We start from the raw sequence: 16,287 nt of genomic DNA on the forward strand, positions 1-16,287 counted from the left end.
TTACTTCTTCACTCTAAGTTAATGGTTACAAGTTACGTTTATTTTTTTGCTACTTCGATTATCACATTCGCTACGCGCTCTGTAGCATCCGTAATCGCAACACTTTTTGCTTTCTCTGCCATCGCTAACAAGGTTTCTCTATCCCAATTTTTCAGGGTTTGTGCAATGACTTCTGGAGTTAAATCTTTTTGCTCAATAATCCGCGCTGCGCCCGCTTTTTCTAACGGCAGTGCATTCCAATATTGCTGTCTATCTTTGTGCTGGAAAGGAACAAAAATAGCGGGTAATCCCGCTGCGGCAATTTCGCTGACCGTTAATGCACCAGAACGACACACAACAACATCAGCCCATTGGTAAGCTTGCGCTATATCATCAATAAATTCAGTAACTTTATATTCAGATTTAACTGAATTTTTTGCTAATTCGTTCTGATAGCGTGTTTTTGTATCACTTTCGCCACCTTTTCCTGCTTGATGCCAGATTGTAACATGCTCACCGAGTAAACCGGCAACTACGGGTAAGGTGTGATTTAAAATTCTAGCACCTTGGCTACCACCAATAATCAGTACTCGAACAGGTCCTGTTCTCTCTTTTAATCGTACTGAAGGTGCTTCAAGTGCCAAAACATCTTCACGAACAGGATTCCCCACAACAGGTGCTTTTGGGAATGCCCCCGGAAAAGCCTGTAATACACGTTTCGCAATTTTCGATAACCAGCGATTGGTTAATCCTGCGATACCATTTTGCTCATGCAAAATAACGGGTATTCCACACATCCAAGCAGCGACACCACCGGGACCTGAAACATACCCACCCATACCAAGTACAGCATCTGGCTGATAGCGCTTCATAATGGCGCGAGCTTGGAAAATCGCTTTAATAATACGAATAGGTGCTGCAATTAACGCTTTAATACCTTTACCACGTAAACCTGAGATACGAATAAATTCAATTTCGATACCGTGCTTAGGAACTAAATCGGCTTCCATTCTATCTGCCGTTCCTAACCATCGGATTTCCCAACCTTGAGATTGTAGATAATGAGCAACAGCTAATCCTGGGAATACATGCCCCCCAGTACCACCAGCCATAACCATTAAACGGCGTCTACGCTCGCTCATTTCGGGCTCCTTACAAACGCCTGAGCTTGTGCTAGACGTGTTTCATAATCAATTCGTAATAACATCACGATGGCAGTTGACATAATAATCAAACTCGAACCACCGTAACTAATAAGAGGAAGGGTTAATCCCTTTGTTGGCAACATGCCTGCTGCAGCGCCTACATTCACCAATGATTGGAATGTAAACCAAATCCCGATAGAGCAAGCTAAAAAGCCTGAAAAACGTTGTTCGAGGATCAGCGCACGTCGTCCAATTTGCATCGCGCGAAAAGCGATGAAGAATACCATTAAAAGCACCAAAACCACACCGATATAACCAAGTTCTTCAGCTAAAATGGAGAAAATAAAGTCGGTATGTGCCTCTGGCAAATATTCTAGTTTTTGTACTGAGTTTCCTAAACCTTGTCCAAGTAAATCACCACGACCAAATGCCATTAGAGATTGTGTAAGCTGATAACCGCTACCAAATGGATCTTCCCAAGGTTCTAAGAAAGAAGTAATACGTCGAACACGGTAAGGTTCAACGATAATCAACATAACAACAGCGGCAATTCCTGAACCGATAATGGCTAAGAACTGCCAAATTTTAGCACCCGCTAAAAATAACAGTGCTAATGTTGTTACGAATAAAACCACAACAGTTCCTAAGTCTGGTTGTAATAACAATAAAACAGCCAGTACTAACATCACGCCCATCGGCTTACAGAAACCCCAAAAGTTATTGCGCACTTCTTCAACTTTTCGGACTAAATAGCTCGATAAATAACAAAACAGCGCAAGTTTTGATAATTCAGCAGGCTGGAAATTTAATGGCCCCACAGCAATCCAGCGTGAAGCACCATTAACTGAACTCCCTACCCCTAATACCACCAATAAAAGGAGTATCGAGCCGAACAGCATTAAGCTGCTATAACGTTGCCAAACTGCCATTGGGATACGCATGGTGACTAACGCAATACAAAATGCGACAAGGATATAGATGCCATCACGTTTAGCAAATAAGAACGGATCTTCTGCCAGACGTTGACCAACAGGCATTGACGCTGATGTCACCATAACAAAGCCGACAACCGCTAATCCGAAAGTAAACCAGAGCAAGGTGCGATCATACGGCACAAATGCCGTATTCTCAGTTTGATAACTGCCCACTAGCCACTGTTTTAATCTTCGCATTGCGAATACGCTCATCAGCCAAGCTCCCTTGCTAAACGTGCAAATTCATCACCACGCTGCTCAAAACATTTAAACTGATCTAAGCTTGCACATGCAGGAGAAAGCAACACCATATCCCCTGATTTTACAGTAGGAGCTAAGGCTCGCATGGCTTCTTCCATTGTCACTGTTAATAAAGAGACATCTGGTCGTAGATTTGCCAATGCTTGTCCATCTTGCCCAAAACAGTACAGACGGATATTGTCACCGCTGATATAAGGCAATAAAGAAGTGAAGTCAGCAGACTTCCCATCACCGCCTAATAAAAGATGTAGTGTGCCTTCAACTTCGAGTCCTCGTAATGCCGCTTCAGTGCTTCCCACATTGGTGGCCTTCGAGTCATTGATCCAACGTACATTTTGATGCGAATAAACTAATTGAAAGCGGTGAGCAAGACCGTGATACGTTTTCAGTACCTCGGTTGCAGCTTTACGAGAAATACCCACTGCATCAGCAAGTGCTAACGCCGCTAATGCATTGGTATAGTTATGCTGCCCTGAAAGGTACATTTCAGCCGTTGAAAGAACTTTTTCACCTTTCACTTTTAAAATGCGATTTGTGTTATCAAGCTGATAATCACCTTGTCCGACACCAAAACTCACACAACGATTATCTTTACCCAGTAAAGGTAACGTTAATGCATCATCCTCGTTATACACGCAGGTTTTAGCATTATCGTAAATACGCAGTTTTGCTTCACGATATTGCTCTAATCCTAACGGATAGCGATTCATATGATCTTCGCTAATATTTAATACCGTTGCAGCGGCAGCTTGTAAGCTATAAGTCGTTTCTAGTTGAAAGCTCGATAGCTCTAATACGTATAAATCATGAGGCTCGGTTAATAAGGTCAGCGCTGGAACACCGATATTGCCACCGACGCCAACGCGAATATCATCCGCGCGAGCCATTTCACCGACCAGCGTTGTCACTGTGCTTTTACCGTTAGAGCCAGTAATCGCTACAATAGGCGCTTTGGCTTCACGGCAAAACAGTTCGATATCACCAACAATTTCAACACCATGATTGATAGCTTCAACAAGCTCTGGCGTCGAAAGGGCAATCCCCGGGCTTGAGACAATTAAATCAGCATCGTTAAGCCATGCTTGATGGAAACTACCTGTATGATATTCAACGTTAGTAGGAAGCTTATCTAAGCCTCCTGGTTTTTGGCGTGTATCAATAACCTTAGGTGTAACACCTTGGCGGATAAAAAAGTCAACGCAAGAAAGGCCTGTTATTCCAAGCCCTACAACAACCACTTTTTTTCCCTGATAATTTGCCATCTTAACGTACCTTTAATGTCGCCAGACCAATAAGCACTAACATCAGTGAGATGATCCAGAAACGGACAATAACACGAGGTTCAGGCCAGCCTTTTAATTCATAATGGTGATGAATTGGAGCCATACGGAAAATACGTTGACCACGCAACTTAAATGAGCCGACTTGTAAAATTACGGAAAGTGTTTCAACAACAAAAACACCACCCATAATAACTAATAAGAATTCTTGGCGTAATAACACCGCAATCGTCCCTAATGCGCCACCTAATGCAAGAGAGCCTACATCGCCCATAAAAACTTGAGCCGGATAAGTATTAAACCAAAGGAAACCTAAGCCCGCACCAACGATAGCGGTACAGACAATCACTAATTCACCCGCATGCATCAAGTAAGGAATTTTTAAGTAACTGGCAAAATTAACGTTACCTGTCGCCCATGCAACTAATGCAAAACCTGCGGCAACAAAAACGGTTGGCATAATCGCTAAACCATCTAAGCCATCGGTTAAGTTAACTGCGTTACTTGTTCCAACAATGACGAAATAAGCCAGTAAGATATACAGCATACCCAATTGAGGCATGACATCTTTAAAGAATGGCACAACTAACTGTGTTGCAGGCGTATCTTTACCAATGGCGTACATACTAAACGCTACAACAAGGGCGAGTACGGACTGCCAAAAATATTTCCAGCGAGCAATTAATCCTTTGGTATCTTTACGAACAACTTTGCGATAATCATCAACAAAACCAATCACGCCATAACCAATTAAAACCAGCAATACACACCAAACATAAGGATTATCTAATCTTGCCCATAACAGTGTAGAGATGGAGATAGAGAACAGGATCATAATCCCGCCCATTGTTGGTGTACCACGTTTACTAAAGTGCGATTCAGGGCCTTCATTACGAACCACTTGCCCAATTTGCATTTTTTGCAACCATGCGATGAGATGAGGCCCCATCCACAAAGCAATAATTAATGCCGTCAATAAACCAACAATCGCCCTGAATGTCAGATAAGAAAACACATTAAAAAATGTATGGTATTTAACCAAATATTCGGCTAGCCAAACTAACATTCAAAGCACTCCTTTAATGCGTTCACGATATCTTCCATCGCGGAGCTTCGTGAACCTTTTACTAAAACTGAAACAACATCATGCTGCTGTAATAATGGAATTAATTGGGCAAGTAAGTCGGCTTTAAAGGCAAAATGCTGACCACCTTGATTTTCATCACTAATAAAATGGCTGTGATGCCCAACAGTAAAGACACTATCAATACCTGCACTGTGAGCAAAACGACCAACATCGCGGTGACATTTTTCTGAATCTTTACCTAATTCAGCCATATCCCCTGCAACAAAAATTTTGTATCCCGGTAATTGAGAGAGCACTTGCAAACCCGCAATCATGGAGCCATCGTTCGCATTGTAAGTGTCATCTAACACCATTTTCCCGGAAGTTAATTCAATAGGATACAATCTTCCCGGTACTGCTTTTAATGTCGATAAACCAAGGCGAATATCTTCAAGCGTCGCCCCAGCAGATAACGCAAGAGCACTTGCCGCTAAAGCATTCGCAATATTATGACGACCCGGTAATGGTAGAGTGACTTCAACACAACCTTCTGGTGTATGTAAGGTGAAATTTGTGATGAATTGCTTAACAGCTATCTCGGTAGGATAAAAATCTGCGTTACGTTGTGCTGATAAAGAGAACGACCATTGTGTTTGGCGCGCATTTAGATGATGTTGCCACAGAGGTAAGTCATTACTATCAAGATTAATAATAGCTGTACCTTGCTCTTTTAAATGAGTAAAGATTTCACCTTTTGCCTGAGCAATACCTTCCAGCGAGCCGAAGCCTTCAATGTGTGCAGAAAAGAGGTTATTTACCAATGCACTATCTGGTTTTACCATATTGACGGTATAGGCGATTTCACCGATATGGTTTGCACCTAATTCAATAACTGCAAAACGGTGTTCAGGCGTTAAACGAAACAGCGTTAAAGGCACGCCAATATCGTTATTTAAATTGCCATGGGTATAGAGGGTTTCACCACAGTGACGCAAAATAGAAGCCGTCATCTCTTTAACGGAAGTTTTTCCGGAAGAGCCTGTCAGCGCAACAATCTTGGCGTGGCTTAGCGAACGAATATGTGCTGCAATTTCACCCATTGCTAGATGGGTATCTTTCACAATAATTTGTGGACAATCAACTTCGATTTCACGACTAACTAAAACTGCAACAGCGCCTTTTTCTTTTACATCAGCAATAAAATCATGTGCATCAAAACGTTCACCCGCTAATGCAATAAACAGGCAATGTTCATCAATTTTACGGCTATCTGTCGAAATGGCTTTAATCGTTAACTGATTAGCTTGACTTTGCGCAATGTGGCTCAACGTACCATGAGTGACTTGTGCAATAGTTTCTAAGGATAGAGGGATCATGCTATCACCCCCAATAACCGAGCAACGGTTAATCTGTCTGAATAATCAAGACGACGCGAACCAACCAATTGATAATCTTCATGCCCTTTACCTGCGACCAAAATCATATCATTGCTATCTGCTTGCATTATCACGTTAGTAACCGCTTCAGCACGACCTTCAATAGCAATCGCACGGCCAGGATCCATTAAACCCGAAAGAATATCTTGGATAATCGCTTGAGGCTCTTCACTACGAGGATTGTCATCAGTGATAACAACTTTATCAGCCAGCTCTTCTGCAACTGCTCCCATTAGTGGGCGCTTACCTTTGTCTCTATCTCCACCACAACCAAATACACACCACAGTTTACCTGTGCAGTGTAAACGAGCAGCTTGTAGTGCTTTCTCTAATGCATCTGGAGTATGAGCATAATCGACAATAACCGTAGGACGATTATCCGCACTAAACACTTCCATTCGACCACAAACTGGTGTGAGTGAAGATGACGCTTTAATAACTGCATCTAATGGATATTCAAGTGCTAATAATGTCGCTAAAGCGCATAAAAGATTGCTGACATTAAATGCGCCCATTAATGGGCTTTCAATTTCACCTTCACCCCAGCTAGAACTAAAGTGAATGGTTGCTCCCGCATCATGATAATTAATCTGGGTTGTTTTAACAAAACGACCTTGCCAATTTTGTGGCAATTTATTTTCCATTGTTACGGCAACAGCGTCAGGCAAACGAGATAACCATTTTTGACCAACAGCATCATCTGCATTGATGATTTTTTCACCACTACAATGAGTGGAAAACAGTAACCATTTTGCTTCTTCGTAATGAGCCATATCACCATGGTAATCAAGATGATCACGGCTTAAATTGGTAAAGACACTCGCGACAAAAGGCAATGCACTCACTCGACCTTGAACTAAACCATGGGAAGAAACTTCCATAGCCGTTAATGTCGCGCCTTGATTTAATAACTGCTGTAACTCTAATTGAATATCAACCGCAGATCCTGTGGTGTTCATCGCAGGAACAACATGACCTAAAAGCCCGTTACCTACTGTTCCCATCACAGCACTTGTTTCACCTAAACCTTGCGCCCACTGTGCTAACAATTGTGTTGTTGTCGTTTTTCCATTAGTTCCAGTAACGCCAATCAGTTTCAGTTTTTCTGCAGGTTGATGATAAAAATGCCCTGCTAACTTTGATAACTCTGCATTAAGATTATCAATATAAATAACTGGAATACCGTGGCTTTCACGGATTTCACCATGCGTTGCAACATCTTGTGCTTCCGCTAATACCGCCGAAACACCTTGAGCAATCGCTTGAGGAATATAGCGTCTACCATCAGTTTCATGACCTTTAATAGCGATAAAAAGATCACCACTCGCTGCTTTTCGGCTGTCAAGTGTCATGTCTTTGAGCATCAATGACGGTGCTTGTATCCCGAGCGCCCCTAATAGGTCACTTAAGTTAGGATCGGCCACTTGTATCCTCTTCTTTTTTAATTACAAATTCATTTTTATCGTCTGGCGTCAATGCATCAGGTTCTACGTTCATTGTGCGTAAAACTGCGCCCATAATGGCGCCAAACACCGGTGCGGATACTGCGCCCCCATAGTACTTACCCGCTTTAGGTTCATTGATTATCACAACCAATGCAAAGCGAGGACGGCTTGCAGGTGCAACACCCGCCGCATAAGAGATATATTGACTGATATATTTTCCGTCTGGCCCTACTTTCTTCGCTGTCCCTGTTTTAATCGCAACACGATAACCTTTAATCGCCGCGCTCACACCACCACCACCGGGTAATGCAACGCTTTCCATCATATGAACGACGGTTTTCATCACAGGTTCAGGGAATACACGAGTTCCCGGTACAGGAGGATCAACTTTGGTAATAGAAAGAGGACGGTAAATACCAAAACTACCAATCGTTGCGTAGACACGCGCTAACTGTAACGGCGTTACCATTAGCCCATATCCGAAAGAGAAGGTGGCCCTTTCAAGATCGGACCACCGTTGTTTTTTTATTGGAAATATGCCACTACTTTCACCAACTAGCCCCAAGTTAGTTGGCTTCCCGAATCCAAATCGTGAATAAACATCCACAAGTTCAGATGCAGGCATCGCTAACGCCAGTCTTGAAACACCAACGTTACTCGATTTCTGTAATATTCCTGTTATCGAAAGCTCATGATATAACGCCACATCTTTTATCTGATGCCCGCTAATACGATAAGGAACAGTATTAATAACACTATTTTCTTGAATAATATGATTGTGAAGCGCACTCATCACAACCATCGGTTTTACGGTAGAACCCGGTTCAAAAATATCGGTAATAGCACGATTACGCATCGCATCTTTAGGTGTACCCGTTAAATTATTTGGGTTGTACGATGGGCTATTAGCCATCGCCAGCACTTCACCGGTATTAACATCAACTAAAACAGCGGTTCCTGACTCTGCTTTATTCTTAATAACCGCATTGGTTAATTCGCGATAAACTACAGATTGCAAACGTTCATCGATACTTAACATCAGGTTATGAGCGGCTTGGCTGTCTGTTTGAGCGATATTCTCGATAACACGGTTAAAACCATCTTTACGAACAACGCGCTCACCGGGCGCACCTGTCAGCCACTGGTTAAAGCTTTTTTCAACACCTTCAATACCATCACCATCAATATTGGTTACACCAATGATGTGAGCAGTCACTTCTCCTGATGGATAATAGCGTTTTGATTCCTGACGCATGTTAATCCCAGTGATTTTTAATTTATTAATATAATCACTAATTTCAGGATTCACTTGGCGAGCCAAATAGATAAAACGAGCAGAAGGCGTTGCAACAATTTTTTGCTCAATTTGATTCACTGGCATTTTCAGTGCATCAGCAAGTGCTAACCAACGAGAGTCCGTCATATCGGGCTTAGCATCTAATACAACTTTAGGATCAGCCCAAATGGCGAAAACTGGCACGCTAACGGCAAGAGGTCTGCCCATTCTATCGCTGATCATGCCTCTTGCTGTTGGTACTTTTTGCACACGTAGAGAACGCATATCCCCCTCACGAATAAGGGGATCAGGATTAATAATCTGTAAATAGGCAACACGGATTAATAGCGCGGCTAAAGCGATACCAATACCACCGCAAAGCAACGCAAAACGCCAACTCACAAATCCTGTTTTTTCTTCAGGCTTGCGTAGTTTGGCATTTGACTTTGTCTTTGCTTTCGCTTTTGCCGAACGTGAAAATTTCATACTTGCCTTAATTATTTAGTTACCACGATGTTCTCTTTTGTTGGGTCAACATGGATCATTCCCAAACCATCACTTGAAAAACGCTCTACTCGGCTATGGTCAGCCAGCGCGTTTTCTTCAAGAATGAGATTGCGCCATTCGATCTCCAATACGTTTTTCTCCAGCACTAAACGCTCTTTCTCTGCTGTTAATAAACGTGTCTTATGTGCTGTAGTGACGACATACACCGCAGAAATAATCACAGCAATCAATAAACACACAGGTAATTTGCCATGACGCAGTAAATCCTGCCCTATAACTCCCGGTAGTGAGTGTCGTTCAGTAGACATTTATTCCTCAATACGTTGTGCTACACGTAATACAGAGCTTCGCGCCCGTGGATTTTCTTCAACTTCTACGCCTGTCGGTTTCATCTTGTGAATACTCGATAAGCGAGCGCTTCCTAACTCTTTTATTTGCGTTTCTGTGAGAGGAATTCCCGCAGGGACAACAGGTCCTTTGCTTTCATCTCGAATAAAACGCTTCACTAATCTGTCTTCCAATGAATGGAAACTAATCACTGATAAACGTCCTTCAGGGGCTAAAACAGAAACCGCACCTTTTAATGCTTTTTCAATTTCATCTAATTCGCTATTAATATAGATGCGAATTGCCTGAAAACTGCGTGTTGCTGGATGTTTATGTCGCTCTTTTACTGGGCTTGCATCGCTAATTAAATCAGCCAATTGTTTAGTGCGAGTCAAAGGCTCTTCTGTTTTGTTACGTGCAACAATGGCGCGAGCAATACGTTTAGCAAAACGTTCTTCACCAAAGGTTTTCAATACCCATGTGATGTCGTCTTCTGCTGCTGTCATCAGCCATTGTGCGGCTGATTGCCCTGATGTAGGGTCCATACGCATATCAAGCGGTCCATCACGCATAAATGAGAAACCACGTTCAGGATCATCAAGTTGAGGAGAAGAAACACCTAAATCCAGTAATACACCGTCAATCTTCCCAGCTAAGTCAAGCTCCTGCACATACTGTTCAATATTTGAAAAAGGTCCATGGACAATAGAAAATCGAGCATCATCAATTTCATTAGCAACGGCTATGGCTTGTGGATCTCTGTCTATCGCAATCAAGCGACCTTGTTCACCCAATTGCGATAAAATTAGACGGGAGTGCCCCCCACGACCAAATGTTCCGTCGATATAGATACCTGAAGGTTTAATATTCAGGCCATTCACTGCTTCATCCAGTAATACACTGGTATGACTAAAATTATTCGTTGTCATTATTTAAAGTGATAAATCCAATAGTCGTGTCGATAACGGTTCCTGTGAGGTTTGCTCGGCTACAATGTCTTTTTCGATCTGTTTGTACCAGACCTGTTCATCCCACAATTCAAATTTATTGAATTGACCGACTAACATGACCTCTTTTGTTAGCCCCGCATGCTGTCTTAGCGTGCTAGCTAACAAAAGACGTCCTGCGCTATCCATTTGGCATTCGCTGGCGTGACCTAATAACAGACGTTGAACTCGACGTTCCGCAGGGTTCATGGAGGACAAAGCCGCTAATTTTAACTCAATTTTTTCCCATTCTGGAAGGGTATAAAGCAATAAACATGGCTGATTGAGATCAATGGTACAAACCATTTGACCTTCAGAAATCTCATTCAGCGTTGTTCGATAACGGGAAGGAATTGTTATTCGCCCTTTGCTGTCAAGATTAACGAGAGTTGCTCCACGAAACATCCTCATTACCCCCAGCTCTGTAATTTACACCACATTATCCCACAAATCCCCACAAATAGAGTTTACGGATGGTATGAAAACGTTGTCAAGCCAGATATAGGAAGCTTTATTTATATTTACAGTAATTTGATAAGAACACCGGAATGTTTAAATTATCGACAAAAAGAAAAAAGGGAATATTAACACCATGATTAATAGAGGTTATTTTTCAAATTCTATTTTTAATCACGAAAAGTAATTATTTATAGCGATTACAAGGGAGAAAACCAGATAAAGAAATCATAATAAGTAAATCATGATTTTTATTATAAAAAACTAATTTATTGCAGTTCATTTGCCTTTGGCCAACATAATAATTTGAGGTTGTTTTTATATAAACAAAAACAGTAAGACGAAAAAAAATAATTCAATATCATGAAGATAGTTATTTATTTTTTTCTTAACTTTCCCAAAATAAAATTAATAACTCATTAAATTTAAGCAATATCACTTATGGATATGCCAAAATTTAATCTACGAACTTAGTAAAATGAGAAAAATAGTAAAAAAAGGCTTAAGATTAATCTCAAATTTAATATTCTCTAAGCAATTCGACATTCTTAAATCAAATAAAACATCCCCGTTTTAATTTAATAAAACAGGGATAGGTATAAATGCAGATAATTACTAACAGAGCGGCATCAATTAACGCGCACGTCCTAAACTGCCTCGACGACATAAATCACGACGAATACGTGTAATTCCTGCTTGTGGTTTTTGTTCTTCTTCAAGACTTGCAAGAACAAGTTCTAACACACGTTCGGCAATATCACGATGTCGTTGAGCGACAGATAAAACAGGGCATTCAAGGAAATCCAATAACTCATGATCACCAAAAGTTGCAATGACCAATTGTGTTGGCAAACGCCCACTGCGTTGTAATGTCACATCCATAACCCCTTGTAATAAAGCAAAAGAGGTTGTGAATAACGCATCAGGCATTGGATTGTTATTTAACCATTCAGAAAAAGCAGCCGCAGCAGCTTCTCGTTCATAGCTATTTGCATATAGGTAGGTGACTTCTCTAGGATCATCTTTCCATACATTACGGAAACCTTGTTCACGTAAAAAACTCACAGAGAGTTCAGGAAGTGCGCCTAAATAGAGTACAGATTGCGAAGGGAATGCTTTTAATTCTGTTGCCAGCATTTTGGCATCTTCTAAGTCATCGCCAACAACACTGATAAAATGTTCGCTTTCTAATGCTCGGTCTAACGCAATAATCGGTAATGAGCGATTCGCCCAACGCTGATAGAAAGGATGCTCTGGTGGCAATGCTGTTGAAACAATAATGGCATCAACTTGACGTTGCAGTAAGTGCTCCACACAACGAATTTCGTTGTCTGGTTGGTCTTCTGAACAGGCAATCAGTAATTGATAACCGCGTTGACGCGCTTGTCGCTCAAGGTAATTTGCGATCCTGGTGTAACTGGTATTTTCCAAATCAGGAATAACCAAACCAATAGAACGTGTACGACCAGCACGTAATCCCGCGGCAACAGCGTTCGGGTGGTAATTATGCTCTCTGACCACCGCCATCACTTTTTCAACAGTCTTGTCACTTACACGGTACTGTTTCGCTTTACCATTAATGACATAACTTGCTGTTGTTCGTGAAACACCAGCCAAGCGGGCGATTTCATCCAGTTTCACATTAGCCTCTTTTAATTATTAAATGTGTTATTTATTACATATTGCTATGAATTTCAGTCATCATGCTGATCTGAGTTTGCATTTTAACACAATTTACTGATAAAACCGTATGCGTCAACGTTTCCGTTTATGTCTTTTATCAATTATTTCAATCATTATTATCTATCAATAAGTAATTTCAAAAGAAAAAAGCACCATTTAGGTGCTTTTTCATCAATTAAAATTAATCTTGATACATTAATTCGATTTCATTTCGATAGCGTTCAAAAATAATTTTACGGCGAAGTTTCAATGTTGGTGTTAATTCACCCGATTCCATTGAAAAGCCTTCAGCAAGAAGAGTAAAGCGCTTAACTCGATGAAAACTTGCAAAGTTTTTTTGCATTTCGTGTAAACGTTCATCAAATAGCTCTTTAATTTTAGTGTGGCGTAATAATTCTATACGATCTTGATATTTTAGATTTAATGCACGGGCATGTTCTTCTAATGCATCAAAGCAAGGTACGATAAGTGCCGAAACAAATTTACGGGTATCTGCGATCACCGCAATATGCTCAATAAAACGGTCTTGCCCTAATGTTCCTTCAATCATTTGTGGTGCAATGTATTTACCATTTGACGTTTTCATTAAATCTTTTAAACGTTCCGTGATAAATAACATGCCATCACTATCAAGAGCACCTGCATCTCCAGTGCGTAACCATCCATCTTCTGTAAAGGCAGCGGCTGTATCTTCAGGCTTATTAAAATATCCTTTCATAACAATGCTGCCACGTACTTGGATTTCGTTTTCTGCACCAATACGCACTTCGATGCCCGGCAATGGAGTACCAATAGAGCCTAATTTATATTTGTTCTCTTCCCAGCACGAAACAGTGGCACAGGTTTCTGTCATACCATAGCCATATTTAATATTAATACCGGCTGCCAAGAAGAAGCGGATCACAGCATCATCTAAACGAGCGCCTGCCGCGGGTAAAAAGCGAACTCGCCCACCTAAAATTTGACGCACTGGACTTAACACTTTTTTATCTGCAAAACGATAGCATAAGCGGGAAATAAAGCCCTGTTGGCGCTGATTCAGTTGTGCTTCACGCTGTTTTTCACCCTGCTTTATCGCCCATTTAAAGATAAATTTACGAAACACGGAAGCTTGAGATACTTTATCTTGAATGGCGCTATACACTTTTTCATAAAAGCGAGGAACGGCACACATCACCGTAGGTTTAACCGCACTCATTGCCTCTCTGACAGCATGAGTGTCTGTTAAATACACGTTAACCGCGCCAGTGTGCATCACATAGAAGCTCCACGCGCGTTCAAAAACGTGAGAAAGAGGTAAGAAACAGAGCGAAACATCTTTATCAGATAATGAGAGACGCTCATCATGTAGATAAAGTTGTGATGCCAAACTGGTATAGTCAAGCATAACGCCTTTAGGCTCGCCTGTAGTTCCTGATGTATAAATCAGAGTAAACAGATCATCTAAATTGCATTCATTAATACGCTGTTTTAACTCATCATCATGCTGAAATGTTGACTGGTTAATTAAATTTTCCAGATAGCATGAAGGTAGATTTTCGTTTAACACAACATCGGAGTTAAACACAATAATATGTTCAAGCTGAGGACATAACGCTAATAATTCAGAAACAATATCGTATTGCTTTTGGTCACCAATAAAAAGAATGCGAATATTCGCATCATTTAAAATGTAAGCGGCTTGTTCAACACTACTTGTTGCATAAAGAGGAACAGTTACTGCACGTAGCTGCAAAGAAGCAATATCAGCTAAAGACCAATCAATGGTATTTTGAGAAAAGATCCCAATGTTTTCTTGAACATCCACACCCATTTCTAACAATGCATTTGAGAGTGCGCGTGTTTTCTTTTCAACCACCTCCCAAGACATTTCGATATTGCACTTAGCATCCCACTGGCGATAAGCAATTTTATTTCCGCAATGCAAAAACTGCATCTGCAATCTTCTAATTATATGATAATCATTAAGATTATTATTAGCTATCATAATTTTCCTGCTATTTATGGAAAAGCGACCGTGTTATGAAATCGAAATGAAGAAAATGTCTCTCTTACAATTTCAGCTTACACTTGTTCGCTGACTTAAATAAAAGTCTAAGTGATCCGCCAAAATAAAGGAATCCAATTTTACATAAATTTGTAAAATTGTGAGTTATGAGAAGTTTTGCCAAAAAAGACTATCTCATTACAGTGAGAAAACTAAATATTACGATCTTATTTTCTATGGAAAGCCGAAAGAAAAAGATGATAAATAACAATAGGTAAGCATTATAACTCAATCAGTGACAATATAAACAGAGGGGTATTATTGAAAAAAAATAGGTTCAACACGGTATAATATGAATAAGAGCTATTATTACAAAGAAAGGGCAAAAATAGTGACAGCAATCCAATTGAGTTTACCTAACCGCATAAACGCCATTTTGGTCATTAGCCGAATAGCTAACGTTATCTGCCACTATTTCTGCATAATTAGCAATAAATACTAATTATGAGCAAAAACACTCTATTTTTGACAAACTTCACTTAATAAATTTTTCATCCATAAATGACCTTTATCTCGCGCTGTTGACTCATGCCAAATCAAGTAACATGGGCGCTCTGTTTTTTCCCAAGGTAACGACACTGCTTTAATACCTAATTGCTCAGAATAACTTTCAACTAACCATTTTGGTGCAATAGCGACCAAATAAGTTCTGGAGACAATATTTAATACACTATTTAAATCGGTTCCTTGATAAGTGATTAAATCTTCCAACTGAGTATCTTTATAATAAGGCGCACTAAATGAACCAATATCATCTAAAGAAACAATAGAATGTTGCTCATTTAATAACATTTCTTGGGTCACACTCTCTTTAATACGAGGATGTTTATTAGAAACGACCAAAACAACTTCGTCATTAAATAGTGGTTGTGAATGAAATTCAGCCTTTTCAAATTCCTTATAACTAATAAAGAACTCAACTTCTTGATATTTTAATTGGTGTTCTATATTGCTATTTAAATAAGACTTAATATTAACGTTAATATTAGGTGTTTCATTTTTAATTTGTTCAACTATTTTTGGTGCTAGTCTTATATCTAGAGGGCTACAAATAGATAAATTAAATATACGCTCACTTTGCTCTGGTTCAAATCCGGCTCCTGGAAGCTCGTTATGAACTAATTGTAAGGCTTGTCTTACTGGACCAAAAAGTTGTTTAGCTCTTAATGTCGGTTGAATACCGCGTCCATAGCGAACAAATAATTCGTCATTAAACATAACTTTAAGGCGAGATACAGCATTACTTACTGCGGGTTGTGACATGCCCAGTACTTGTGCAGCACGGGTAACATTTTGCATTTGCATAACAGCATCAAATACCGTTAATAAATTAAGATCAACATTACGTAAATGCATATCTGCTGATTCTCTGCTGGTAACTGTTGCTGATGTGTAATCCGTCATTTCTTACTCCACTAT

At 40.3% G+C, this 16,287-nt stretch carries 13 protein-coding genes; all 13 read right to left on the reverse strand.

Annotation, left to right across the window (positions count from 1 at the left end; translation table 11 throughout):
* Positions 1–38: 38 nt before the first annotated feature.
* Positions 39–1,121 carry an undecaprenyldiphospho-muramoylpentapeptide beta-N-acetylglucosaminyltransferase gene (gene murG / locus QQS39_RS13845; protein ID WP_196735684.1) on the reverse strand — a complete coding sequence of 361 codons (1,083 nt, stop codon included), beginning with the start codon at positions 1,119–1,121 and terminating at the stop codon, positions 39–41.
* Positions 1,118–2,311 carry a cell division protein FtsW gene (gene ftsW, locus QQS39_RS13850; protein WP_151435749.1) on the reverse strand — a complete coding sequence of 398 codons (1,194 nt, stop codon included), beginning with the start codon at positions 2,309–2,311 and terminating at the stop codon, positions 1,118–1,120. Before ftsW ends, murG begins: the two co-directional genes overlap by 4 nt.
* Positions 2,311–3,621, reverse strand: coding sequence for a UDP-N-acetylmuramoyl-L-alanine--D-glutamate ligase (gene murD / locus QQS39_RS13855; RefSeq protein WP_285804729.1), 1,311 nt, complete (start codon positions 3,619–3,621; stop codon positions 2,311–2,313). The genes ftsW and murD overlap by 1 nt, the downstream gene beginning before the upstream one ends.
* A gap of 1 nt (position 3,622) precedes the next feature.
* Positions 3,623–4,705: a phospho-N-acetylmuramoyl-pentapeptide-transferase gene (mraY, locus tag QQS39_RS13860; protein WP_285804730.1), complete on the reverse strand. Its 1,083-nt coding sequence runs from the start codon at positions 4,703–4,705 to the stop codon at positions 3,623–3,625.
* The gene (gene murF / locus QQS39_RS13865) at positions 4,699–6,081 is read right to left on the reverse strand and encodes a UDP-N-acetylmuramoyl-tripeptide--D-alanyl-D-alanine ligase (protein ID WP_285804731.1); all 1,383 of its coding nucleotides are present in this window, start codon (positions 6,079–6,081) and stop codon (positions 4,699–4,701) included. The genes mraY and murF overlap by 7 nt, the downstream gene beginning before the upstream one ends.
* Positions 6,078–7,565: a UDP-N-acetylmuramoyl-L-alanyl-D-glutamate--2,6-diaminopimelate ligase gene (murE, locus tag QQS39_RS13870; RefSeq protein WP_285804732.1), complete on the reverse strand. Its 1,488-nt coding sequence runs from the start codon at positions 7,563–7,565 to the stop codon at positions 6,078–6,080. The genes murF and murE overlap by 4 nt, the downstream gene beginning before the upstream one ends.
* A complete protein-coding gene (ftsI, locus tag QQS39_RS13875) occupies positions 7,552–9,348 on the reverse strand; it encodes a peptidoglycan glycosyltransferase FtsI (protein ID WP_285804733.1) in 1,797 nt (598 codons plus the stop codon). The genes murE and ftsI overlap by 14 nt, the downstream gene beginning before the upstream one ends.
* 11 nt (positions 9,349–9,359) lie before the next feature.
* Positions 9,360–9,677 carry a cell division protein FtsL gene (gene ftsL / locus QQS39_RS13880; protein WP_151435754.1) on the reverse strand — a complete coding sequence of 106 codons (318 nt, stop codon included), beginning with the start codon at positions 9,675–9,677 and terminating at the stop codon, positions 9,360–9,362.
* Complete coding sequence (gene rsmH, locus QQS39_RS13885) at positions 9,678–10,625, reverse strand: 16S rRNA (cytosine(1402)-N(4))-methyltransferase RsmH (RefSeq protein ID WP_285804734.1); 948 nt, start codon at positions 10,623–10,625, stop codon at positions 9,678–9,680. It lies immediately after the preceding gene.
* 3 nt (positions 10,626–10,628) lie between these two features.
* Complete coding sequence (mraZ, locus tag QQS39_RS13890; RefSeq protein ID WP_151435756.1) at positions 10,629–11,087, reverse strand: division/cell wall cluster transcriptional repressor MraZ; 459 nt, start codon at positions 11,085–11,087, stop codon at positions 10,629–10,631.
* A 684-nt stretch (positions 11,088–11,771) separates the two neighbouring features.
* Complete coding sequence (gene cra, locus QQS39_RS13895; RefSeq protein ID WP_075670767.1) at positions 11,772–12,779, reverse strand: catabolite repressor/activator; 1,008 nt, start codon at positions 12,777–12,779, stop codon at positions 11,772–11,774.
* 223 nt (positions 12,780–13,002) lie between these two features.
* On the reverse strand, positions 13,003–14,808 hold the full coding sequence (locus QQS39_RS13900) for an AMP-dependent synthetase/ligase (protein ID WP_285804735.1): 1,806 nt from the start codon (positions 14,806–14,808) through the stop codon (positions 13,003–13,005).
* Positions 14,809–15,327: 519 nt separating this feature from the next.
* The gene (gene leuO, locus QQS39_RS13905; protein WP_151435758.1) at positions 15,328–16,272 is read right to left on the reverse strand and encodes a transcriptional regulator LeuO; all 945 of its coding nucleotides are present in this window, start codon (positions 16,270–16,272) and stop codon (positions 15,328–15,330) included.
* Positions 16,273–16,287 lie beyond the last annotated feature (15 nt).

This window comes from Proteus appendicitidis (assembly GCF_030271835.1).
GTDB lineage: Bacteria > Pseudomonadota > Gammaproteobacteria > Enterobacterales > Enterobacteriaceae > Proteus > Proteus appendicitidis.